The sequence below is a fragment of the Rhizobium sp. GCM10022189 genome, from assembly GCF_042656325.1.
In the GTDB taxonomy this organism is placed as follows: Bacteria; Pseudomonadota; Alphaproteobacteria; order Rhizobiales; family Rhizobiaceae; genus Rhizobium.
This window is the reverse complement of record NZ_JBHSOR010000001.1, coordinates 1-21,687: the sequence shown is the minus strand read 5'-3', so window position 1 is coordinate 21,687 and position 21,687 is coordinate 1. Positions and strand designations below refer to the sequence as shown.

Here is a 21,687-nt window from a genome sequence, read left to right as displayed (position 1 = left end):
TTTGTTGCCTCAGGCGCCCAGAATATAGGCCCAGAAGGAAACGGTGATGGCGCCGAGCGCCGTGGTCACTGTGATCGTCGAGGCGGCAAGGCTGTGACCGACGCCGAACCGGTTGGCGATCAGCCAGGCATTCACCCCGGTCGGCACCGACGCAGTCAGAACCAGCGCCGCCGCCCACGCGTCGCTGAGGCCGAAAAGATGGCTCGCGGCCCACACGCAGCCGGGCAGCAGCAATAGTTTGAAGGCGGAGGTCACGCTGGCGATTCCGACATTGCCGGAGACGCCGTATTTCTGGAGCGCCATGCCGAGCGAAATCAGCGCCGCCGGACCGGCCGTGCCGGCGATCTGGCCAACGACGGAGCTGACCGTCGCCGGCATGGTCAAGCCGGAAACGTGAAAGGCCGCACCCGCCGCAATGCCGATAACCAGCGGGTTGTGCAGCAGGTTCAGGCCGATCTGCTTCAAAACCAGGGTCATGTTGCGGTCGCTCTTGCCGGAAATCTTGCGTTCGGCATGTTCCATCATGATCGTGCCGGCCACCATCATGATCGGCAGATGCACGGCAAGCAGGATCGAAAGGGCGACAAGCCCCTCGCTGCCCACGGTGCGTTCAACCAGCGGCAGGCCGATGAAGATATTGTTGGCGAAAGCCGAGGACACGCCGGCAAGCACGCCGATGCGCTCGTCGCGCCCGAAGAAACGGGTGGCGACGATGTGCCCGGCCGTCCATGTGACCGCAACACCCGCGAAATACACGACCCAGAGCCGGAACGGCGAAGCGCCATGGAAATCGGCCTCCGCGATCGTGCGGAAAAGCAGCAGCGGCACGGCGATCTTGAAGACGAATTCGCTCAAGGCATCGCCGACATCCGCTGTCAGCAGCCTTATGCGGACAATCAGCCAGCCGATGAGAATGAGAAGGAAGATCGGAAGAACGTCGAAGATGATGGCTGACATGAACTGCTGCTCTGCGGGGGGATAGCCGAGGTCTAAAACATGTCGCGCAAAGGTGTACAGAGGGTTTGCGAAACGGCATGCGAAAACAAAAGACAGCAAATTGCCGGCCATGACAAATGCCAGGGACGGAATATCTTCCGCGGCGCAACAAAAAAAGCGGGCCGAGCCCGCTTTTCCGCATCCGGTCCTGCCGGATAGCCAGTTGCGAAACTGCCAGTTCATCCGTGGTCAGTATCGTCCCGGTAAGGGTGAAGGGATCATCCCTCCCGTAACCGGCCATACGAGATACCTGCATGCCGGTGTTCCGATGCTATATCTAGGCAGGCAAGGTGACAGCGGCATGACGATTAAACGGCAGTTTTGCGAAGACTTGCGGGGGCGATCTGCTGTTTATCCTTTCAATACCGGCAAATTTCGCTAAGACCGATTACTGGCTATCACAAATCCGGGACTTCCCCTTTCATGACCAGATTCGATGTTCTGACAGTCGGCAACGCAATCGTCGATATTATCGCCCGTTGCGACGACCAGTTCCTCATTGACAACAAGATCACCAAGGCGGCGATGAACCTCATCGATGCCGAGCGTGCCGGACTGCTCTATTCCCGCATGGGGCCGGCGCTCGAAGCGTCCGGCGGCAGCGCCGGCAATACGGCGGCAGGCGTGGCAAGCCTCGGCGGCAAGGCCGCTTACTTCGGCAAGGTCGCGGAAGACCAGCTCGGCGAGATCTTCGCGCATGATATCCGCGCTCAGGGTGTTCACTACCAGACCAGGGCCAAGGGCAAGTTTCCGCCGACCGCCCGCTCGATGATTTTCGTCACCGATGACGGCGAGCGCTCGATGAACACCTATCTCGGCGCCTGCGTCGAGCTTGGGCCTGAAGATGTCGAGGCCGATGTCGTGGCCGAGGCCAAGGTGACCTATTTCGAAGGTTATCTGTGGGATCCGCCGCGTGCGAAGGAAGCGATCCTCGACTGCGCCCGCATCGCCCATGAGAACGGCCGGGAAGTGTCGATGACGCTCTCCGACAGCTTCTGCGTCGATCGTTACCGCGGCGAATTCCTGGACCTGATGCGCTCGGGCAAGGTCGATATCGTCTTCGCCAATCGCCAGGAGGTCCTGTCGCTGTACGAGACCGACGATTTCGAGGAGGCGCTGAACAGGATCGCGAGGGATTGCAAGATTGCCGCCGTGACCATGAGCGAGGACGGTGCCGTGATCCTGAAGGGTAACGAGCGCCATTACGTCGATGCGATCAAGATCGACGAAGTGGTCGATACGACCGGCGCCGGCGATCTCTTCGCCTCAGGTTTCCTCTATGGCTACACAAAGGGCCGCACGCTGGAGGATTGCGGCAAGCTCGGCTGCCTTGCCGCCGGCATCGTCATTCAGCAGATCGGCCCGCGGCCGATGAAGTCCCTGTCCGAAGCCGCAAGGGAGGCGGGCCTTATTTAAAGGCCTCGCCCGGATAGGCACCCCAGATTTCCGACTGCGCCACCCAGCCTTCGGCGCCGTCGGTCTTTGCGAAGCACCATTCTCCGCTGCATTCGCCGATCGTGATCATCACGCCGGGTTCCAGCTTGGCGACGATGCTGGAAGACGGCTGTGCTTCGCGGCGCAGGTTCACATAAACGCCCTTGCCCTTGCCCTTCATCCACGGCGCGGCGATGGCGGCGCGCTGGCCCGACAGGAGCGACTGATTGACCCAGCCCTCGGTGCCGTCGGCATCGCGTATCCGGCGCCAGTTGTCGTATTCCTGGATGATTTCGACCGGCAGCCCCGACTTCAGGTAGAGCCAGGAAACGGCATAGTCCGTTCCCGGCCCGATGCGCAAATTGACGCGCTTGGACTTCAACGTGACGAAACGCGGCAGCGGCAAGCCGCTCGGCCCCTTGGCGGCCGTCTGCGCTTGTGCAAATTCAACTGTGCCTGCCGAAACGGCAAAGGCAACCGCCAGAACGAGGCAGGAGTTCAAAACAGTGCGACGCATGGAAGCTTCCGTTGGCTCGAATTCGAATCAGGCCCTGCCTGCTCGTTTTCCGGGATTCCCCGGTCGCCTCGCGAGTTTTGTTTGTCTTCGCGTGCGGGTCTGGTAGAAAATGCCCGGAACGGGGAAATGATCGCCCAACTTGGTTAAAGACCTCTGAACAAGGCACCGCAAGCCGCTATGACGACGAAGAAAAAACCGAAGGTCTACATAACCCGCAAGCTGCCAGATGTCGTCGAAACCCGCATGCGCGAGCTGTTCGATGCCGAGTTGAATATCGATGATACGCCGCGATCCATGCCCGAACTCGTCGAGGCCGTCAGAACCTGCGACGTGCTCGTGCCGACCGTGACGGATCGCATCGACGCCGCCCTCATCGAGGCGGCCGGGCCGCAGATGAAGCTGATCGCCAGCTTTTCAAACGGCACCGATCATATCGATATCGAAGCCGCCGCCCGCAAGGGCATCACCGTCACCAACACGCCGAACGTGTTGACCGAGGACACCGCCGACATGACCATGGCACTGATCCTCGCCGTGCCGCGGCGGATCGGTGAAGGCGCGCGTGTGCTGACCGACAGGCCCGGCGAATGGGCGGGCTGGTCTCCGACATGGATGCTCGGACGACGCATTCATGGAAAACGAATCGGTATCGTCGGCATGGGTCGTATCGGCACGGCCGTTGCGCGCCGCGCCAAGGCCTTCGGCCTGTCGATCCACTATCACAACCGCAAGCGCGTCAATCCGGCGACCGAGGACGAGCTGGAGGCGACCTATTGGGAAAGCCTCGACCAGATGCTTGCCCGCGTCGATATCGTCTCGGTCAACTGCCCCTCCACGCCGGCGACCTTCCATCTTCTGTCGGCAAGGCGCCTGGCGCTGCTGCAGCCGACCGCCTATCTCGTCAATACCGCGCGCGGCGACGTGATCGACGAGGCGGCGCTCATCAAATGCCTGCGGGAGGGAAAGATCGCCGGTGCCGGGCTCGATGTTTTCGAGAACGAACCGATGGTCAATCCGAAACTGGTCAAGCTTGCCAACGAAGGCAAGGTCGTGCTGCTGCCGCATATGAGCTCGGCCACGATCGAGGGGCGTGCCGAGATGGGCGACAAGGTCATCATCAACATCCGCGCCTTCATCGACGGTCACAGGCCGCCGAACCGGGTCCTGCCGGGCCGGTGACGGCCGTGCGAACGATCCCTAGCCGGCCAGCACCTTCTTCATCTCGATGAACGTCACGCGCGAAAAGCCCGGATGGGATTTCTCCGCGGTCTTATCGAAGCCCCAGGCCGCAAAGGTCGCGTGATTGCCGACAAGCTCTATCCTTGTCTCCAGCCGCAATGCCGGAAGGCCGAGATCGAGCGCCGTCTCTTCGGCGACAGCAAGCAGGCGCCGGCCGATGCCCGTGCCTTGTGCGGATGGCAGAACCGCGAGTTTGCCGACATAGAGGCAATCTGTCTCCGCGCGCAGGAAAATGCAGCCGACGAGCCGTCCGGCATTCTCCACGGCATAGGCGATTTCCGCCTTCGCCTTTTCCATGAGCGATTCCGTCGTCAGGCGAATGGCCGACGACGGCGGATCGATGCGGCCGTCCATATAGGCGAAGGATGCGAGGATGAGATCGAGCAGCTCGCCCCAGCGGGCAAAGCTCTCGTCGATGCGAAAAGGTGTCACGCTGTCTTGCCCTGTCGCGCGCGCCGGCGCTTGTAGCGGATCGTATCGAAACGGGCGGCAAGGGCGTCATAGAGCAGCAGGCGCCCGATCAGCGGTTCGCCGGCACCGGTGATGAGCTTGATCGCCTCCATGGCCATCAGCGTGCCGATCACGCCCGTCAGTGCGCCGATAATCCCCGCTTCCGCGCAGGCAGGGATCAATCCGGCCGGCGGCGCTTCGGGAAAGAGATCGCGATAGCAGGGGTTCTGGGTTCCGTCCTCGGCAGCCTCATAGGGTTTCAGCACGGTCAGCGAACCGTCGAAACGGCCGACGGCACCTGTCACGAGCGGAATACGCGCTTCTTCCGCTGCGTCGGCCGCCATATAGCGCGTGTCGAAATTGTCCGAGCCGTCAATCAGCAGGTCGAAGCCGGTAAGGTGCAGGCGCGCGGCAGCGGCCGAAAGGCGCTCGCTGAAACGGATGACCTTGATGTGCGGGTTCAGCCGCGCAATCGCACTGGCCGCGCTTTCCGTCTTCATCTCGCCGATCGTGCCGGAATCGTGGATCACCTGCCGCTGCAGGTTGGAGAGCGAGACACGGTCGTCGTCGGCAATGCCAAGCGTCCCGACCCCGGCGGCGGCCAGATATTGCAGGATCGGTGCGCCAAGCCCTCCGGCGCCGATGACAAGCACGCGCGCCGCCTTCAGTTTCTGCTGGCCCGCGCCGCCGATTTCCGGCAGCAGGATATGGCGGTGGTAGCGTGCGATTTCGTCCGGGCTGAGGGGTTCCATGTGCGGAATGCTATCACGCTCCGGATCGCCAGGAGAAGCGCTATCGCTCATTCGAAAACCCTCCCGTCGGCAACCGTGAAAAACTGTGCCCGCTCTGCAAGTGCTGCAAACATCTGATGGTCCGTTCCGGTCATGAAGGCCTGGCCGCCGAGCCCGTCTATGAGGTCGAAGAGTGCGGCGCGGCGTCCCTCGTCGAGATGGGCGGCGATCTCGTCGAGCAGCAGCACCGGCGCATGGCCCGTAAGGTTGCCGACGAGCCGCGCATGGGCAAGCACGAGGCCAACCAGCAGCGCCTTCTGTTCCCCGGTGGAGCAGCGCGCCGCTTCCATCTGCTTCTGGCGATGGTGTACGATAAGGTCGGCGCGATGCGGCCCCTCCAGCGTACGACCGGCGCCGGCATCGCGGTAACGGCTGGCGGCGAGCGTTGCCGCATATTCGTCTTCCAGATCGACCGAGGGCCGCGAGAACTGGCCGTCCATGAAGCCGGAGAGCTGCAGCGACGCGGACGGGAAGGGGGAGGTTTCGCGGTTCTCCTCGATCAGGCGCGTCAGCAGGCCGAGCATTTCCTGCCGGGCGAGCGCCATGGCAATGCCGAGGCTTGCCATCTGCTCCTCGATGCCGGAAAGCCAGGAAGGGTCGAACCGGCCCTCGTCGAGCAGCTTGTTGCGGCTGCGCATGGCGCGCTCGAAGTCGCTGGCCCGCCTTCCGTGCTCAGGATCGAGCGACAGGACAAGCCGGTCGAGGAACCGCCTGCGGTCGGACGAGCCGCCGGTAAAGAGGCCGTCCATTGCCGGCGTCAGCCAGAGCACGCGCAGATGGTCCGCCAGCTCGTCGACCGTTTTTGCCGTCGTCCCGTTGATGCGCAGCCGGCGCGTGGTCGCCTCGTCGCTGGTATCGATCCCCGTTCCGATCTCGACAGCGCCTTCCATGCCGTCCAGTTCGGCAAAGATCGAAAATCCGCCGGCAGCACCGACGCGGGTAATGTCGCCATAGGCGGCGCGGCGCATCCCGCGCCCCGGCGACAGGAAGGAAACCGCTTCCATCAGATTGGTTTTGCCGGCGCCGTTGTCCCCGGTCAGCACCACATGCCGCCCGTCCAGCGTAAGCGAGGCCGCCGCGTAATTGCGAAAGTCTGTCAGCTTCAGACGGGAGAGGGCAACCTTGTGCGGCATCGGAAATCCGGAATCATCAAGGCTGACAGCTAAGCCGAAGCCATCAGGATATCAAGGCTGAGAGCCGCTTATGTCCCTAATGCCGGCGCGGCGGCGGCGCCTCGAGCTGTGCCTCGGCCTCCGCGATCGCCTTTTCGATCCAATAAAGCAGATCCGGCCGGTCTTCGATCGAGCCGCGCAACGATTTCAATGAATCGAGGATCATCGTCAGTTTCTGGCGGCGCATATCGATGACGATACTGTCGGCATCAGATTTCCCGGTGGGGGCGGATGTCATGCAGTACTCGAAGCCTCCTGAATGACCGGTATTACAGGTGTTCCGGCGCGACTAACTATCGATCCGGGCAATGAAGTCAACTACAGGGTGTTCAATTTTTCGCGACATCGCCATCAAGTCATCAAACAAGGAATACAAGTTGCAAAACACCCGGAATATCAGGCCGTTTTCGTAGCGTAATGCCCAAAAAAAGTCGGTTGAAAATTGCAACTTGCGGGTTGAGATATTCAGCTGACGCTATATGGTAAATAACGGGTTTACCGGGGAGAGAGTGCAGCAGTGCCAGATCCGATTGATATCATTGTCGGTCGCAACGTGAGACAGCTTCGCGCGCGCCGACGTGTTTCTCAACTGGAACTCGGCGAAGCACTCGGCCTTACATTCCAGCAGATCCAGAAATACGAAAAGGGCACGAACCGCGTCTCTGCCAGCAAGCTGCATCAGATAGCGGTCTTTCTCGGCGTGGACATTTCCGAGCTTTTCGAGGGCACGGGAATTTCCCAGTTTGCCAACCGCGTCGAGCTGAGCCCCGAGGCCTATGAACTGGCGGTCAGCTATGACAGGTTGAGTTCGGTTGCCGGCAAGCAGGCGGTCAAGACGATCCTCAGCCTCATATGCGGTGAGACAGCCGAAAACGCCGCTTGAGGCGCTGCAGCCCGCATCCTTGAAATTGATGGTGGCTCAGTGCAGCTCGCGCTCATGCAGTGCGACGAGCAGGGCATCCTGCGTCTGATGTCCGGCATGATAGAGGTCGATCGCGATGCTGGCGATCGAAAGGCCCTGCTGGCTGCGGAGCTTGATGTTGCGTTCGGCGCACCACGAATAGAGCGCACCCGCCAGCGCATCGACATCTTCGGACAGGCAATTTGAGAAGTTCGTTGCCGACATGGAGATACCCTCTGTTAGTCCCGGACTGCGCGCCAAAGACAGTATGGATTTCACCAACTTGCAAGTCTCATCGGATCTGTGCGTTAACACAAAACGCCCGCGCGCAGGCATGCGTCCCGGCTTGAAACAGATGTGCCGAATTGGAACGCGCATGAAAAAGCCGGAGGCGGAACCTCCGGCTTCGTAGCCTTGCCAAATGCCGGGGTCGAATGCCGGGATCAGCCCTCGAAGAATTCCTTCATGCGGGCAAAGAAGCCCGTCGATTCCGGATTGTTCTCCTTGGAGGAGAGCTGCTCGAATTCCTGCAGCAGCTCGCGCTGGCGCTTGGAAAGCTTCTGCGGCGTCTCGATCTGGATCTGGATATAGAGATCGCCCGTCTGGCTGGAGCGCAGCACCGGCATGCCCTTGCCCTTCAGGCGGAACTGCTTGCCGGCCTGCGTGCCTTCGGGAACGGTGACGCGCGATTTGGTACCGTCGAGCGTCGCCACGTCGAAAGTGCCGCCGAGCGCGGCCGTCGTCATGGAGATCGGCACGGCGCAATAGAGGTCGGCCCCGTCGCGCTGGTAGAATTCGTGCGGCTTTACCGACAGGAAGATATAGAGATCGCCCGCCGGGCCGCCGCGCATGCCGGCCTCGCCTTCGCCCTGCAGGCGAATGCGGGTACCGTCCTCGATGCCGGCCGGGATATTGACCGAGAGCGAGCGCTCTTCGGTTACACGGCCCTGGCCGTGGCACTTCGGGCACGGGTCGGGAATGATCTGGCCGCGGCCGTGGCAGGTCGGGCAGGTGCGTTCGATCGAGAAGAAGCCCTGTGCGGCGCGCACGCGGCCGGAGCCCTGGCAGGTGCCGCAGGTTTTCGGCTGCGTGCCGGGCTTGGCGCCGGAACCGGAACAGACGTCGCAGGTGATCGACGTCGGAACACGGATCTGCGCCGTCTTGCCGGAGAAGGCTTCCTCCAGCGAGATTTCCATATTGTAGCGAAGGTCGGCGCCACGTTCGCGGCCGCCCGAAGAGCGCTGCCGCCCGCGGCCGCCGCCCATCATCTCGCCGAAAATATCCTCGAAAATATCGGAGAAGCCGCCGCCGGCAAATCCGGCGCCGCCGCCGAAGCCGCCGGGACCGCCCATGCCGCCCTGCTCGAAGGCCGCATGGCCGTAACGATCGTAGGCCGCGCGCTTCTGCGGGTCCTTCAGCGTTTCGTAGGCTTCGTTGATTTCCTTGAACTTGCGTTCGGCGTCCTTGTCATCCGGGTTCTTGTCCGGATGGTATTTCATTGCCAGCTTGCGGAAGGCGCTTTTCAGCTCTTTCTCATCCGCCGTCTTGGCTACACCCAGAGTTTCGTAAAAGTCCGCTTTTGCCAATTTAAGCCCCGGAAATGGATTTCCGGCTGCCATGGTGAGCAGCCGGATGTCTATCGTCTAGCGTAGGCCGCAAGCCCGCCGGTTAAGCGGACTTCTTGCGATCGTCGTCCTTGACCTCTTCGTAATCGGCATCGACGACATTGTCATCATCAGCCGAAGCGTCGGTCGTGCCGCCTTCGGCCTGCTGGGCTTCGTAGATCGCCTGACCGAGCTTCATGGAAACTTCCATGAGCGTCTGGGTCTTGGCCTTGATGTCCTCGGCATCGACATCGGTCGCTTCCGTTGCGGACTTCAGAGCGGCAATCGCATCGGAAATTGCGGTGCGGTCGGCTTCGGAAACCTTGTCACCGTAATCCTTGAGCGACTTTTCCGTGGAGTGGATCAGGCTTTCGGCCTGGTTCTTGGCTTCCACACCTTCGCGGCGCTTCTTGTCTTCGGCAGCATGGGCTTCTGCATCCTTGACCATCTTTTCGATGTCGGCGTCGGACAGACCGCCGGAGGCCTGGATGCGGATCTGCTGTTCCTTGCCGGTGCCCTTGTCCTTGGCCGAAACCTGCACGATGCCGTTGGCGTCGATGTCGAAGGTCACTTCGATCTGCGGAACGCCACGCGGTGCCGGCGGCAGGCCGACGAGGTCGAACTGGCCGAGCAGCTTGTTGTCGGCAGCCATTTCGCGCTCGCCCTGCGAGACGCGGATGGTGACGGCCTGCTGGTTGTCTTCCGCGGTCGAGAAGGTCTGGCTCTTCTTCGTCGGGATCGTCGTGTTGCGCTCGATCAGACGGGTGAAGACGCCGCCCAGCGTCTCGATGCCGAGGGACAGCGGGGTCACGTCGAGAAGCAGGACGTCCTTGACGTCGCCCTGCAGAACGCCGGCCTGGATGGCGGCGCCGAGAGCGACGACTTCATCCGGGTTGACGCCCTTGTGCGGCTCCTTGCCGAACAGCTGCTTGACGACTTCCTGCACCTTCGGCATGCGGCTCATGCCGCCGACGAGAACGACTTCGTCGATTTCGGCAGCGGTGACGCCGGCATCCTTGAGGGCGGCCTTGCACGGAGCGATCGTGCGCTGAACGAGATCGTCGACCAGGCTTTCCAGCTTGGCGCGGGTCAGCTTCAGCGTCAGGTGCTTCGGGCCGGAAGCGTCGGCCGTGATGAACGGCAGGTTGATTTCGGTCTGCTGCGAAGAGGACAGCTCGATCTTTGCCTTTTCGGCAGCTTCCTTGAGGCGCTGCAGGGCGAGCTTGTCGTTCTTCAGGTCGATGCCGTTGTCCTTCTTGAACTCGGCAACGAGATATTCGACGAGACGCATGTCGAAGTCTTCACCGCCGAGGAACGTGTCGCCGTTGGTGGACTTCACTTCGAAGACGCCGTCGCCGATTTCGAGGATCGAGATATCGAAGGTACCGCCGCCAAGGTCGTAGACGGCGATCGTCTTGCCGTCCTTCTTGTCGAGGCCGTAGGCGAGCGCGGCAGCGGTCGGCTCGTTGATGATGCGCAGCACTTCAAGACCGGCGATGCGGCCGGCATCCTTGGTTGCCTGGCGCTGCGCGTCGTTGAAGTAGGCGGGAACGGTGATGACGGCCTTTTCGACCTTTTCACCGAGATAGGATTCGGCGGTTTCCTTCATCTTCTGAAGGATCATCGCGGAAATCTGTGCGGGCGAGTAGCCCTTGCCGTTGGCTTCGACCCAGGCGTCGCCATTGTCGCCCTTGACGATCGAGAAAGGAACGAGACCCTTGTCCTTTTCGACGGTCGGGTCTTCGTAGCGGCGGCCGATCAGGCGCTTTACGGCGAAGAGGGTGTTCGTGGGGTTGGTGACCGCCTGGCGTTTGGCCGGCTGCCCGACGAGGCGTTCGCCGTCATCGGAAAAGGCCACCATGGAAGGGGTCGTACGCGCGCCTTCCGCATTCTCGATGACCTTTGCGTCCTTGCCGTCCATGACTGCGACGCAGGAATTTGTCGTTCCAAGGTCGATACCAATTACTTTTGCCATGTCATTCTCTCCTTGAAGCAAGCTGTCGGAACCCCGGAAAGGCATTTCCCTGACAGCCCCTTACGGGATGGGTCTACTAAGATTACGCAATCGTGATTGCGGTGATGCGGCGTATATAAGGAGCGGTTTTCTGGACTGCAAGGCGAGAAATGGCCCGGAATCCAGCAAAACGAATGTGTTGCATTCAATTTTTACAGTAGCCGGAAAAGGGTCTGCTTCGCACCGTCAAACCGTGCAAATCTTGCGTGCCGAGCCTTGCGCGGGACGTGCTCCCGCAAGCTATCTTATCCCTTTCAATACTGTCTACTGTCCCTATTGCCCCATGATCAGATCGAGCAGCGTCGTGCGGCGCGGCTGCGCCCCTGGCGATGCCTGCGGCCCGCCGACATCACCGGGCGGCACCATGTCGTCATAGCCGCCGCCGGCGACATTGGCGGGCGGCACGGGGCCGCCATTGGCCGGCATCGCCCGCGGCTGTCCGGGCGCCGGCGGATAGCGGTTCAGGTCGTCATTGCCGCCGAAGACGCCGGAAATGATGCTGCCGACCGTCGAAGGCTGCTCGGGCGCCGGCTGCGCCTGCGCCATCGGCTGGCCAGTGTTGGGATCGACGCCGGGATTGGCGGCGGGATCGCCAAACGTCTGGCCCATGCCGAATAGCGGTGCCGGCGAAAGCCCCTTATGCGCGGCCACCATGAATTCCTTCCAGGCCTTGGCCGGAAGGCCGCCGCCGGTCACTTTCTTCATCGGCCTGCCGTCGTCATTGCCGAACCATACGCCCGTCGTCAGGTTGCTGGTAAAGCCGACGAACAGCGCGTCGCGCGAATTCTGTGTCGTGCCGGTCTTGCCGGCCGCCTGCCAGCCGGGAAGCTTGGCGCTCGAACCCGTGCCGCCGTTGATGACGCCCATCATCATCATGTTCATTTCGGCGACGATCTGCTCGGACAGCACGCGCGGCGGATTGTCGTAGGTGTTCTCGTAAAGCACCTTGCCGTCGGCGGTCGTCACCCTGCGGATGACATGCGGCGTCGCCTTGTAGCCACCGTTCATGAAGGCGGCATAGGAGGCCGTCAGCTCCATGAGCGAGACTTCCGACGTGCCGAGCGCGATCGAGGCATTGGGCTGCAGGTCCGATTCGATGCCGAGGCGATGGGCGAGCTTGATCACCTGGTCCGGCCCGTCATACATCACCAGCTGGGCGGCCACCGTGTTCAGGGACTTGGCGAGCGCGGTCCTCAGCGTTACCTCGCCATTATATTTCTTCTCGTAATTTTCGGGCGTCCAGTTGCCGATGCGGATCGGCGCGTCGTTGAAGACGCTATCCGGCGTCAGGCCCTTTTCGAGCGCGGCCGCATAGACGAAAGGCTTGAAGGAGGAGCCCGGCTGGCGTTTGGCCTTGACGGCGCGGTTGAACTGGCTTGCCGCGTAATCCCTGCCCCCGACCAGCGCACGGATCGCGCCCGTGCCGTCGATCGAGACAAGGGCCGCCTGCGACGCATCGAACTTGCCGCCTTCCTTGTCGAGCACCCCGGCCAGCGACTGTTCCGCCTTCTTTTCGAGCGTCTTGTCGATCGTCGTATCGACGATGACGTCTTCCTTCACGTCGCCGACCAGCCCCTGCAGCTCGTCCATCACCATATCGGCGACATATTGTCCGGCGCCCGACCAGTAGCTGCGGGCAGAAGCCGGCGTCTGCGACATGGCGGTCTTGATCTCGTCGGCGCTGATATAGCCCTGGTCGCGCATTGCCTGCAGCACGACCTGCGCGCGGGCATTGGCCGCTTCCGGATCGCGCGCCGGCGAAAGCCGCGACGGCGCTTTGACGAGGCCCGCAAGCAGCGCCGCTTCGCCGAGATTCACGTCGCGCGCCGACTTGTTGAAATAGCGTCGCGCCGCCGCTTCCACGCCATAGGCGTTCGAGCCGAAATAGACGCGGTTCAGATACATCGCAAGGATCTGGTCCTTGGTGTATTTCTGCTCCAGCCAGAAGGAGAGCAGCACTTCCTGCACCTTGCGCTCCAGCGTGCGGTCGGGCGAGAGGAACAGGTTCTTGGCGAGCTGCTGCGTCAGCGTCGAGCCGCCCTGGATCGGCTGGCCGGTGAGATTGTTGACGAAGGCGCGCGCCAGCCCGAAAGGATCGACGCCGAAATGCGAATAGAAGCGCCTGTCCTCGATGGCGATGATCGCTTCCGGGATATAGGGCGACATATTATCCAGCGACAGCGCCTCGCCGCCGGTCGCGCCGCGGTTGGCGATCACGCTGCCGTCCACGGCGGTGATCTTGACGTTCGGCGGCCGTTCCGGAATTGCCCAGGTGCTGGCGCTCGGCATGCGCGAACCATAGTAGAGCACCAGCCCGGCAACGCCGATGCCGGCCCAGATGCCGAGCACGATGCACCAGTAGACGACCCTGCGCAGGAACGCGAACAGGCCGCCGCCTTCGCGTTCGCGCCGTTCGGGGCGGCGCTTTGCCGGCGCGCGGCGGGGAGCGGGCGGCCTGGACGGACGCCTGGAAGCGTGCCGCCCGTCGATGCGCTCATCGGCATCGAGCGCAAATTCGTCATCCTCCTCGCGGCCGCGGCCGTTGAAGGACGGTTCGATCCTGTCGTCTGATCTGCGTCTGGCTACCATCGTGAAGTGGCTGAACCCTTGCTATAAGACCGCGCCCCCACGCGACGGTTTTATCCGATTGAACTGTAAATGCGGCGAATTAACGGGCTGTTAAGAACAACGCCGATGCGGCCAAGTCCCCTGCCTGCCTGCATTTTCTCCAGCTTTCCCCGGTGGGCGCCATTCGCCGCGGCCATCGCGAAAGAGTAGGCACGACCGCTTCGACAGGATGGATGGAAGCCGGCTGAGGATGCTGCCCGGCCCTGGCGCGCAGATATGCGCCTCGCCGGCGACCCTGCAGCGCACATCGTCCGGCCGGCGAGGGAACCAATAGGCTTTGCGGCAGTTTTATCCGAAGCGGGACATACCCCTCACGTCCCGTTCAGATCGGCCGTCTCCCCTCAACACGCGCCGATCCATATCAGGCCCGGCGTATCGCCAGATACGTCGGGTCCTTTTCTTCACGGACGATAAGGACCGCGATCGCGGTAATAATAGTCCGGGCCGCGGCGCCAGCGGTCGCGATCCCGGTAGAAGTCGCGGTTGCGATAATAGCGGTCCCAGTATGGACCGACGCTGAAGGTCACGGTCGGAATACCGAGCGGGCGATAATATTGCGGGCCGACATAGATCCGCCGCCGCTCGTAGGTCGCCTGGACATATTGGCCGGCAACCCAGCCGCGGCCGCCATAAAATTCCACGTCGCACCAGGGCGTATCGGCAAGGCAGCCGCGGATCTGCAGCGGCGTCCCGTTGGGAATGACGGCAACGGCAGGATAGCGCGTGCTCGGACCGGCGCGCATGTTCACATTCGCAGTCGAAATGCCCTGCGCTGCCTCGGCTACGGCGGGCGCCAGCAGCAACAGGCCGCCCACAGCAATTTTCAGAAGAATATGTTTCACCTTTTACTCCTCGCGACAAACGATCGGCGCCAGGCGTCGCAATACGACGCTTTCCGGCACGGCAAAGATAGAGCGTTGGCGGCGCAGGTCACGCCGCACAGGTTTCACCTTGTCTTTCAAAGACTTATAAGAATTCCAGGATGAACGCAGCTTGAACGGCGGCCGAAGTTTTGCAAGGGGTCTTGAAATAGAAGGGGCGGCTTCCGATATTATCCTTCAGAAATCGCAGCCCGGAAATGTCGTGCGCACTATCTGCGCATCGTTTCCGCGATCTGGTTAAGCAGGCCGTTTACCGGCCGTAAACCTTTCGGGATCACTCTGGCTGTGCACTATCCGCTTCTCCTTTGACCACGGATGTACTGGCACTGAGATGAGGCGGATAACGGAAGGCCGGTTTGCCCCGGCCTTTTTGTTTGCAGATTTCGGATGGCGTGCCGCGCAGACCGCGGGCACGCCTTTTTCGTTTCAGGCCTTCAGTGCAGCAAGGATGCGCACCCAGGAGCGGATGCCCTTGTGGTAGGAGGCGAGTTCGTACTTCTCGTTCGGCGAGTGGATGCGGTCGTCGGAAAGGCCGAAGCCGACCAGCAGGGATTCCATGCCGAGCATCTTCTGGAAATCGCCGACGATCGGGATCGAGCCGCCCATGCCGATGACGATGGCGGGCTTCGGCCATTCGTCGGAAAGCGCGTTGCGCGCCTTGGTCAGAACCGGCGAGTCGTAGGAAAGATGAATGGCCGGCGAGGCGCCATGCGGATGGAACTCGACGGAGCAGTCGGCCGGGATCTTCGAGCGGACATAGGTGCGAAAGCTTTCCCGGATCGCTGCCGGATCCTGCGTGCCGACGAGGCGGAAGGAAACTTTCGCCGATGCCTTTGCGGCAATGACGGTCTTGAAGCCTTCGCCGGTATAGCCGCCCCAGATGCCGTTGACTTCGGCCGTCGGGCGCGCCCAGGTGAGTTCGAGCACCGAGCGGCCCTTTTCGCCCGAAGGGATGGAGAGGCCGACCTCGCCGAGGAAGTTTTCCGCCGACTTGCCGAGCGCTTCCCAGGAGGCCTTGATGTTCGCTGGCGTTTCCTCCACGCCGTCGTAGAAGCCTTCAAGCGTGATGCGGCCGGTCTCGTCATGCAGGCCGGCAAGCGCTTCCACGAGAATATGGATCGGGTTGGCGGCGGCACCGCCGAAGAGGCCGGAATGCAGGTCGCGGTCGGCAGCCGTCACCACGACTTCCTCACCGACAAGGCCGCGAAGAGCGGCCGCGATTGCCGGCGTATCGCGGTCCCACATGCTGGTGTCGCAGACCAGGGCGTAGTCGGCCTTGAGTTCGGCGGCATTGGCTTCGAGGAACGGTTTCAGCGACGGCGAACCGGATTCTTCCTCGCCTTCGAAAAGAATGGTGACGCGGCAGGGAAGCGCGCCATTGATCTCCTTATAGGCGCGGCAGGCCTCGACGAAGGTCATCAGCTGGCCCTTGTCGTCGGCGGTGCCGCGACCGGTCACGATCTTGCGGCCGTTGCCGGCATCCTTGACGGCGGGCTCGAAAGGGTCGTTTTCCCAAAGCTCGATCGGATCGACCGGCTGCACGTCGTAGTGACCGTAGAAAAGGACATGCGGTGCGTCGGCCGTGGCGCCTTCGTGATGGGCGACCACCATCGGGTGGCCGGGCGTGTCGCGAACCGAGGCATCAAAGCCCAGCGTCTTGAGATAAGCCACCAGCCATTCGGCTGCCTTGCGGCATTCGGCCTTGTAGGCCGGATCGGTCGAGATCGACTTGATGCGCAGCAACTCGAACAGCTTCTCGAGGCTCGAATCGAGGTTCTGGTCCGCGCGCGCAAGGACTGGATTTAGTTCGGTCATTTCCGACTCCTTCTGAAATTCGGCCGGACGATAGACTCAATTGGCTGCGGTTTCGAGCGTCAAATTTTCGAGATGTCATCCTGGCGCCAAATGCTACAATAGATGAAGTGGCGGAACCCGATGCAATTTGCGGTTATTTGGAAAACCCTAAATAGCATTGGTCGAAGGTCGGCTTCGAGGTGGCGAATGTTCTCTGTCATTGCCTGCATCAGGGATAATCATGACGGGCGGCTCGTCATTGCCGCCGTGATCGTCAGCCTTGTCGGCAGCCTGACCGCCATGCTCCTGCTTTTCCGTGCCCAGGAATGCGATATCGGCCAGCGAAAACTCTGGATCGGCACGTCAGCCTTTGCCTGCGGCATAGGCGTCTGGGCAACGCATTTCATCGCGATGCTCGCCTATGACGGCGGCATGCCGATCAGTTACGATTTTAGTCTCACCTTTCTGTCCGTGTTCCTGTCGATTTTCGGCTCCTGGGTGGCCATATGGATCGCCTCGGAAAGCAGGACCGGATACGCCCTTGCGTTCAGCGGCGTACTGATGGCGCTTGGCATCACGGCCATGCATCTGACCGGCATGCAGGCGATCGAAGCCCAGGCCGTGATCGTCTACGATTCCTTCACCCCAGTCGTTGCCTTCTGCTCCTGCGCGGCCTTTGCGACGGCCGCCTTTCTCGCCTTCTTCAAGCTGAAAGGTCTGATACGCTCCGTCGCATCCTCCGGTGCCTTCGTGCTGGCGATCTGCACGCTGCATTTCATCTCGATGAGCAGCGTCACGCTGGTGCCGGACCCGACGCGCGACGTGCCCGCGATGGCGCTCCAGCCCGAGGTGCTTGCGGTGATCGTCATGGTCGTCGCAACCGGTCTCATCCTCATGGCCTTCGGCGCGGTCTTCCTGGAAAGCCACCTGACCGATCTTCGCGGCCTTGCCAATGTTTCGCAGGAAGGGCTCGTCATTCTGCGCGAAGGCAGGATCGTCAGCACCAACGAGCGCTTCCTCAGCCTGTCCGGCTGGAAGCTTGCGGAGCTCACCGGCAACATTCCCTCCGCGGTCCTGGCCCTCATCCAGGGCGGGCAGGAAAGCGATCACCGGGAAATGCTGCTGATTGCCAAGGACGAGAGGGCAATCCCTGTCGAGGTCGTCACGCGGCGGATCGTCTATCGCGGCCGCCATTGCGATGTTCTCGTCGTTCGCGACCTCACACGCCGCAGGTGCTGCGACACGGCGATCGCGTCAGGCCCTGCAGGACGCTGAGCGGAAGCGGGCGTCCGTCGCAGTGGTTCAGAGTGCCTTGGCGTTGTTGATGAGGCGCCGGATATATTCGAGCATCAGCTCCCGCTCGAAGACCCGGAAGCCCTTGAACAGCGCAAGATCGGCCTCGCGCGCCGTGTCGATCGCCTCAACCTCCATCGCCTTGGCCTTCTCGGTGAGGAAGATCAGTTGCGCCCGTTTGTCGGTCGGGTGCGGGCGCCGCTCGATCAGCCCGTCGCGCACCATGCGCGAGAGCGTGTTGGCCATCGTCGCCTGTTCGATGTCGACGCGCTCCAGAAGCTGCTTCTGGGTCAGCCCGTCTTCGGCCCAAAGCTCCAGCAGGATCGGGAACTGGCCGGGAGAAAAACCGAGTCCCGCCGCGCGCTGATGCAGCGAGCGGGCAAAACCCTTGGCCAGCTGGCTGGCAAGGTAGGCACCGGAGTCCATTCGATTAAATCCCATGATTGTAAGTTAGGCTCAAAATCGGGCAGTCGGCAATGCAACAAATCGCATACGATCCATCAAAACATATGCGGCAAGCTCTTAAATTTTCGAGAGTTGAGGCAAGTTCCTGAAAAACAAAGCCGCCACGGCCTGGAGGAGGGCCATGGCGGCTTGAAAATGGGGACAAAGGCCCGGAGAGGGGGATGAGGCCTTTGTCCAAGCCTGATGCGGGCGGGGGACAAGCCGGCTATCAGACCCGCGGCGCGATCAAGCGCCGGTAGCTCTGATTTGTTATTGAGAATGTGGTTTTTCAAGGGAAAGAGAAAAAACCGCCTATTACAAATTGGTAACAGTTTGGTGAGGCGGAATCTTTTTGCGCAGCCAAGTTTATATGGACCTTGTCTGGTCGTCGCGCTATCCATGCTGCCATGAAAAAAGGCGATCATCTTTTCCTTGTCGACGGTTCTGGTTTCATCTTCCGGGCCTTTCATGCGCTGCCGCCGCTAACCCGCAAATCCGATGGCCTGCCGGTCGGCGCCGTCTCCGGTTTCTGCAACATGCTCTGGAAGCTGCTGAGAGACGCGCGCAGCACCGATGTGGCCGCGACGCCCACCCATCTCGCCGTCATTTTCGACTATTCGTCGAAGACCTTCCGCAAGGATCTCTATGACGCCTATAAGGCGAACCGTGCCGCGCCGCCCGAAGAGCTGGTGCCGCAGTTCGGCCTGATCCGCGAAGCGACGCGCGCCTTCAACCTGCCCTGCATCGAGACGGAAGGTTTCGAGGCCGACGACATCATCGCCACCTATGCCCGGCAGGCCGAAACCGTCGGCGCCGACGTGACGATCGTCTCCTCCGACAAGGACCTGATGCAGCTCGTCACCCCGAACGTCCACATGTACGACAGCATGAAGGACAAGCAGATCAGCATCCCCGACGTCATCGAGAAATGGGGGGTGCCGCCGGAAAAGATGATCGACCTGCAGGCCATGACCGGCGATTCCGTCGACAACGTGCCCGGCATTCCCGGCATCGGCCCGAAGACCGCGGCCCAGCTTCTCGCCGAATATGGCGATCTCGATACGCTTCTCGAGCGCGCCCATGAGATCAAGCAGGAAAAGCGCCGCCAGACGATCCTGGACAATATCGACAAGGCGAAGCTCTCGCGTGAGCTCGTGCGCCTGCGCACCGACGTGCCGCTGGAGCTGGATCTCGACGCGCTGGTTCTCGAACCGCAGAACGGCCCCAAGCTGATCGGTTTCCTGAAGACCATGGAATTCACGACGCTGACGCGCCGTGTCGCCGAATTCTGCAATTGCGATGCCAGCGAGATCGAGCCTGCCTTCGTGAAGATCGAATGGGGTGCGGACGCGCATGGCCCGGATCTGGACGCGGCCGAGCCGGAACCTGTTGCAGGCACGGTGCCCGATATGGGCGGCGAAGCCGTCGCGGTTGCGCCGCGTGCAAAGGCAAAGGCCGCTGTCGAAGGCACGTTCGCCCCGGCCGATCTCGCCAGGGCGCGTGCCGAGGCTTTTGCGAACCTGCCGTTCGACCATTCCTCCTACGTGACGATCCGCGACCTTGCGACCCTCGATCGATGGATCGCCGATGCAAGGGAGACCGGCCTCGTTGCCTTCGATACGGAAACGACCTCGCTGGACGCCATGCAGGCGGAGCTTGTCGGCTTTTCCCTGGCGATCGCGGACAATGCAAGCGACCCGACAGGCACGCGCATCCGTGCCGCCTATGTGCCTGTTGGACACAAGACGGGCGTCGGCGACCTGCTCGGTGGGGGCCTTGCGGAAAACCAGATCCCGATGCCCGATGCGCTGTCGCGCCTGAAGGCATTGCTTGAGGACGAATCGATCCTCAAGGTCGCGCAGAACCTGAAATACGACTATCTGCTGATGAAGCGCTACGGCATCGAGACGAAGAGTTTCGACGATACGATGCTGATATCTTATGTGCTCGACGCCGGCACCGGCGCGCATGGCATGGACCCGCTGTCGGAAAAATTCCTCGGCCACACGCCGATCGCCTACAAGGACGTTGCCGGCTCCGGCAAGTCGAACGTCACCTTCGACCTCGTCGATATCGAGCGCGCCACCCACTATGCGGCGGAAGACGCCGACGTGACGCTGCGCCTCTGGATGGTGCTGAAGCCGCGCCTTGCCGCCACCCAGCTGACGCGCGTCTACGAGCGCCTGGAGCGCCCGCTCGTGCCCGTTCTGGCGCGCATGGAAGAGCGCGGCATCACGGTCGACCGCCAGATCCTCTCGCGCCTGTCGGGGGAGCTGGCCCAGGGTGCGGCCAGGTACGAGGATGAAATCTACCAGCTTGCGGGAGAAAGGTTCAACATCGGCTCCCCCAAGCAGCTTGGCGATATCCTCTTCGGCAAGATGGGGCTGGCCGGCGGCACCAAGACCAAGACCGGCCAGTGGTCGACCTCGGCAAGCGTGCTGGAAGACCTGGCGGCAGCCGGCTTCGAACTGCCGCGCAAGATCGTCGACTGGCGCCAGCTCACCAAGCTGAAGTCGACCTATACGGACGCTCTTCCCGGTTACATCCATCCGCAGACGAAGCGGGTACACACCTCCTATTCGCTGGCGTCGACGACGACCGGTCGCCTGTCCTCCTCGGAGCCGAACCTCCAGAACATTCCGGTGCGCACCGCCGAAGGCCGCAAGATCCGCACCGCCTTCATTTCGTCGCCCGGCCACAAGCTGATCTCGGCCGACTACAGCCAGATCGAGCTGCGCGTGCTCGCCCATGTCGCTGAAATCCCGCAGCTCGTGCGCGCCTTCGAGGACGGCATAGACATTCATGCCATGACCGCTTCCGAAATGTTCGGCGTGCCGGTCGAAGGCATGCCGGGCGAGGTGCGCCGCCGCGCCAAGGCCATCAATTTCGGCATCATCTACGGCATTTCCGCCTTCGGCCTCGCCAACCAGCTGTCCATCGAGCGCTCGGAAGCCGGCGACTACATCAAGAAATATTTCGAACGGTTCCCCGGCATCCGCGACTATATGGAAAGCCGCAAGCAGATGGCCCGCGACAAGGGTTATGTCGAAACCATCTTCGGCCGCCGGATCAACTATCCGGAAATCCGCTCCTCCAACCCTTCGGTGCGCGCCTTCAACGAGCGCGCCGCCATCAACGCGCCGATTCAGGGCTCTGCTGCCGACGTCATCCGCCGCGCCATGATCAAGATCGAGCCGGCGCTTGCCGAGGCCGGTCTTGCCGAGCGCGTCCGTATGCTCCTGCAGGTGCACGACGAACTGATCTTCGAGGTCGAGGACGACGACGTCGAAAAGGCAATGCCGATCATTGTTTCGGTCATGGAAAACGCCACCTCGCCGGCGCTTGAAATGCGCGTGCCGCTGCGGGTCGACGCCCGTGCCGCCACCAATTGGGACGAAGCGCACTAGGACCGATCGACATTCAAGCCATCCACATCATTGCGGCGGCGAGATGGACGAAGCCTTGGAAGTGAATGGTTCTGCGTTCGTAGCGCGTTGCGAAACGGCGAAAGTGCTTCATGCAGCCGAAG

18 protein-coding genes and 1 pseudogene are annotated in these 21,687 nt (G+C 61.9%); 6 read left to right on the top strand and 13 right to left on the bottom strand.

Annotation, left to right across the window (positions count from 1 at the left end):
* Nucleotides 1-9 precede the first annotated feature (9 nt).
* A complete protein-coding gene (locus tag ACFPWW_RS00095; protein ID WP_112564928.1) occupies nt 10-957 on the bottom strand; it encodes an AEC family transporter in 948 nt (315 codons plus the stop codon).
* 109 nt (nt 958-1,066) lie between these two features.
* Here ACFPWW_RS00095 and ACFPWW_RS00090 point away from each other — a divergent pair, with 109 nt between their 5' ends.
* Both ACFPWW_RS00090 and ACFPWW_RS00085 read left to right on the top strand, forming a co-directional pair.
* Entirely contained in the window at nt 1,067-1,378 is a 312-nt protein-coding gene (locus tag ACFPWW_RS00090) for a hypothetical protein (RefSeq protein WP_377309798.1), read from the top strand.
* 41 nt (nt 1,379-1,419) lie between these two features.
* Complete coding sequence (locus tag ACFPWW_RS00085) at nt 1,420-2,412, top strand: adenosine kinase (RefSeq protein WP_112705657.1); 993 nt, start codon at nt 1,420-1,422, stop codon at nt 2,410-2,412.
* Here the strand turns inward: ACFPWW_RS00085 and ACFPWW_RS00080 are convergent.
* Nucleotides 2,405-2,947 (bottom strand): SH3 domain-containing protein, encoded by a 543-nt coding sequence (locus ACFPWW_RS00080; RefSeq protein ID WP_112754191.1) that lies wholly within the window; start codon nt 2,945-2,947, stop codon nt 2,405-2,407. The genes ACFPWW_RS00085 and ACFPWW_RS00080 overlap by 8 nt on opposite strands.
* Nucleotides 2,948-3,124: 177 nt before the next feature.
* On the opposite strand from ACFPWW_RS00080, the gene ACFPWW_RS00075 reads away from it, so the two are divergent.
* Nucleotides 3,125-4,126, top strand: a complete 1,002-nt coding sequence (locus ACFPWW_RS00075; RefSeq protein WP_377309795.1) for a 2-hydroxyacid dehydrogenase — start codon at nt 3,125-3,127, stop codon at nt 4,124-4,126.
* An 18-nt stretch (nt 4,127-4,144) separates the two neighbouring features.
* Here the strand turns inward: ACFPWW_RS00075 and ACFPWW_RS00070 are convergent, their stop codons facing one another.
* The 4 genes from ACFPWW_RS00070 to ACFPWW_RS00055 form a co-directional block, all read right to left on the bottom strand.
* Nucleotides 4,145-4,618: a GNAT family N-acetyltransferase gene (locus ACFPWW_RS00070; protein ID WP_377309793.1), complete on the bottom strand. Its 474-nt coding sequence runs from the start codon at nt 4,616-4,618 to the stop codon at nt 4,145-4,147.
* Nucleotides 4,615-5,439, bottom strand: coding sequence for a molybdopterin-synthase adenylyltransferase MoeB (locus tag ACFPWW_RS00065; RefSeq protein ID WP_112754185.1), 825 nt, complete (start codon nt 5,437-5,439; stop codon nt 4,615-4,617). Before ACFPWW_RS00065 ends, ACFPWW_RS00070 begins: the two co-directional genes overlap by 4 nt.
* The gene (gene recF, locus ACFPWW_RS00060) at nt 5,436-6,560 is read right to left on the bottom strand and encodes a DNA replication/repair protein RecF (protein ID WP_112754183.1); all 1,125 of its coding nucleotides are present in this window, start codon (nt 6,558-6,560) and stop codon (nt 5,436-5,438) included. The genes ACFPWW_RS00065 and recF overlap by 4 nt, the downstream gene beginning before the upstream one ends.
* Before the next feature lie 76 nt (nt 6,561-6,636).
* Nucleotides 6,637-6,837 carry a hypothetical protein gene (locus tag ACFPWW_RS00055; RefSeq protein ID WP_112564942.1) on the bottom strand — a complete coding sequence of 67 codons (201 nt, stop codon included), beginning with the start codon at nt 6,835-6,837 and terminating at the stop codon, nt 6,637-6,639.
* 279 nt (nt 6,838-7,116) lie between these two features.
* Between ACFPWW_RS00055 and ACFPWW_RS00050 the strand changes: the two genes are divergently transcribed.
* Nucleotides 7,117-7,482, top strand: a complete 366-nt coding sequence (locus ACFPWW_RS00050; protein ID WP_112564944.1) for a helix-turn-helix domain-containing protein — start codon at nt 7,117-7,119, stop codon at nt 7,480-7,482.
* A 36-nt stretch (nt 7,483-7,518) separates the two neighbouring features.
* Here ACFPWW_RS00050 and ACFPWW_RS00045 read toward each other — a convergent pair whose 3' ends face one another.
* The 6 genes and pseudogenes from ACFPWW_RS00045 to ACFPWW_RS00020 all read right to left on the bottom strand — a co-directional run bounded on the left by ACFPWW_RS00045 (nt 7,519) and on the right by ACFPWW_RS00020 (nt 16,442).
* A complete protein-coding gene (locus ACFPWW_RS00045) occupies nt 7,519-7,725 on the bottom strand; it encodes a hypothetical protein (protein ID WP_007813896.1) in 207 nt (68 codons plus the stop codon).
* Between the two features lie 218 nt (nt 7,726-7,943).
* Entirely contained in the window at nt 7,944-9,086 is a 1,143-nt protein-coding gene (gene dnaJ, locus ACFPWW_RS00040; protein ID WP_112564946.1) for a molecular chaperone DnaJ, read from the bottom strand.
* An 82-nt stretch (nt 9,087-9,168) separates the two neighbouring features.
* Nucleotides 9,169-11,079, bottom strand: coding sequence for a molecular chaperone DnaK (gene dnaK, locus ACFPWW_RS00035; protein ID WP_113498425.1), 1,911 nt, complete (start codon nt 11,077-11,079; stop codon nt 9,169-9,171).
* 312 nt (nt 11,080-11,391) lie between these two features.
* Complete coding sequence (locus ACFPWW_RS00030; protein WP_377309789.1) at nt 11,392-13,707, bottom strand: transglycosylase domain-containing protein; 2,316 nt, start codon at nt 13,705-13,707, stop codon at nt 11,392-11,394.
* Nucleotides 13,708-14,165: 458 nt separating this feature from the next.
* Nucleotides 14,166-14,588: pseudogene (locus tag ACFPWW_RS00025) on the bottom strand (SH3 domain-containing protein); the annotation flags it as partial.
* Between the two features lie 465 nt (nt 14,589-15,053).
* The gene (locus tag ACFPWW_RS00020; protein ID WP_113412633.1) at nt 15,054-16,442 is read right to left on the bottom strand and encodes a dipeptidase; all 1,389 of its coding nucleotides are present in this window, start codon (nt 16,440-16,442) and stop codon (nt 15,054-15,056) included.
* A 186-nt stretch (nt 16,443-16,628) separates the two neighbouring features.
* On the opposite strand from ACFPWW_RS00020, the gene ACFPWW_RS00015 reads away from it, so the two are divergent.
* Nucleotides 16,629-17,696 (top strand): MHYT domain-containing protein, encoded by a 1,068-nt coding sequence (locus ACFPWW_RS00015; protein ID WP_377309788.1) that lies wholly within the window; start codon nt 16,629-16,631, stop codon nt 17,694-17,696.
* Between the two features lie 27 nt (nt 17,697-17,723).
* On the opposite strand, the gene ACFPWW_RS00010 is transcribed toward ACFPWW_RS00015, so the two are convergent.
* On the bottom strand, nt 17,724-18,140 hold the full coding sequence (locus ACFPWW_RS00010) for a MarR family winged helix-turn-helix transcriptional regulator (protein ID WP_377309787.1): 417 nt from the start codon (nt 18,138-18,140) through the stop codon (nt 17,724-17,726).
* A gap of 425 nt (nt 18,141-18,565) precedes the next feature.
* Between ACFPWW_RS00010 and polA the strand changes: the two genes are divergently transcribed.
* Complete coding sequence (gene polA / locus ACFPWW_RS00005) at nt 18,566-21,565, top strand: DNA polymerase I (protein WP_377309785.1); 3,000 nt, start codon at nt 18,566-18,568, stop codon at nt 21,563-21,565.
* Nucleotides 21,566-21,687 lie beyond the last annotated feature (122 nt).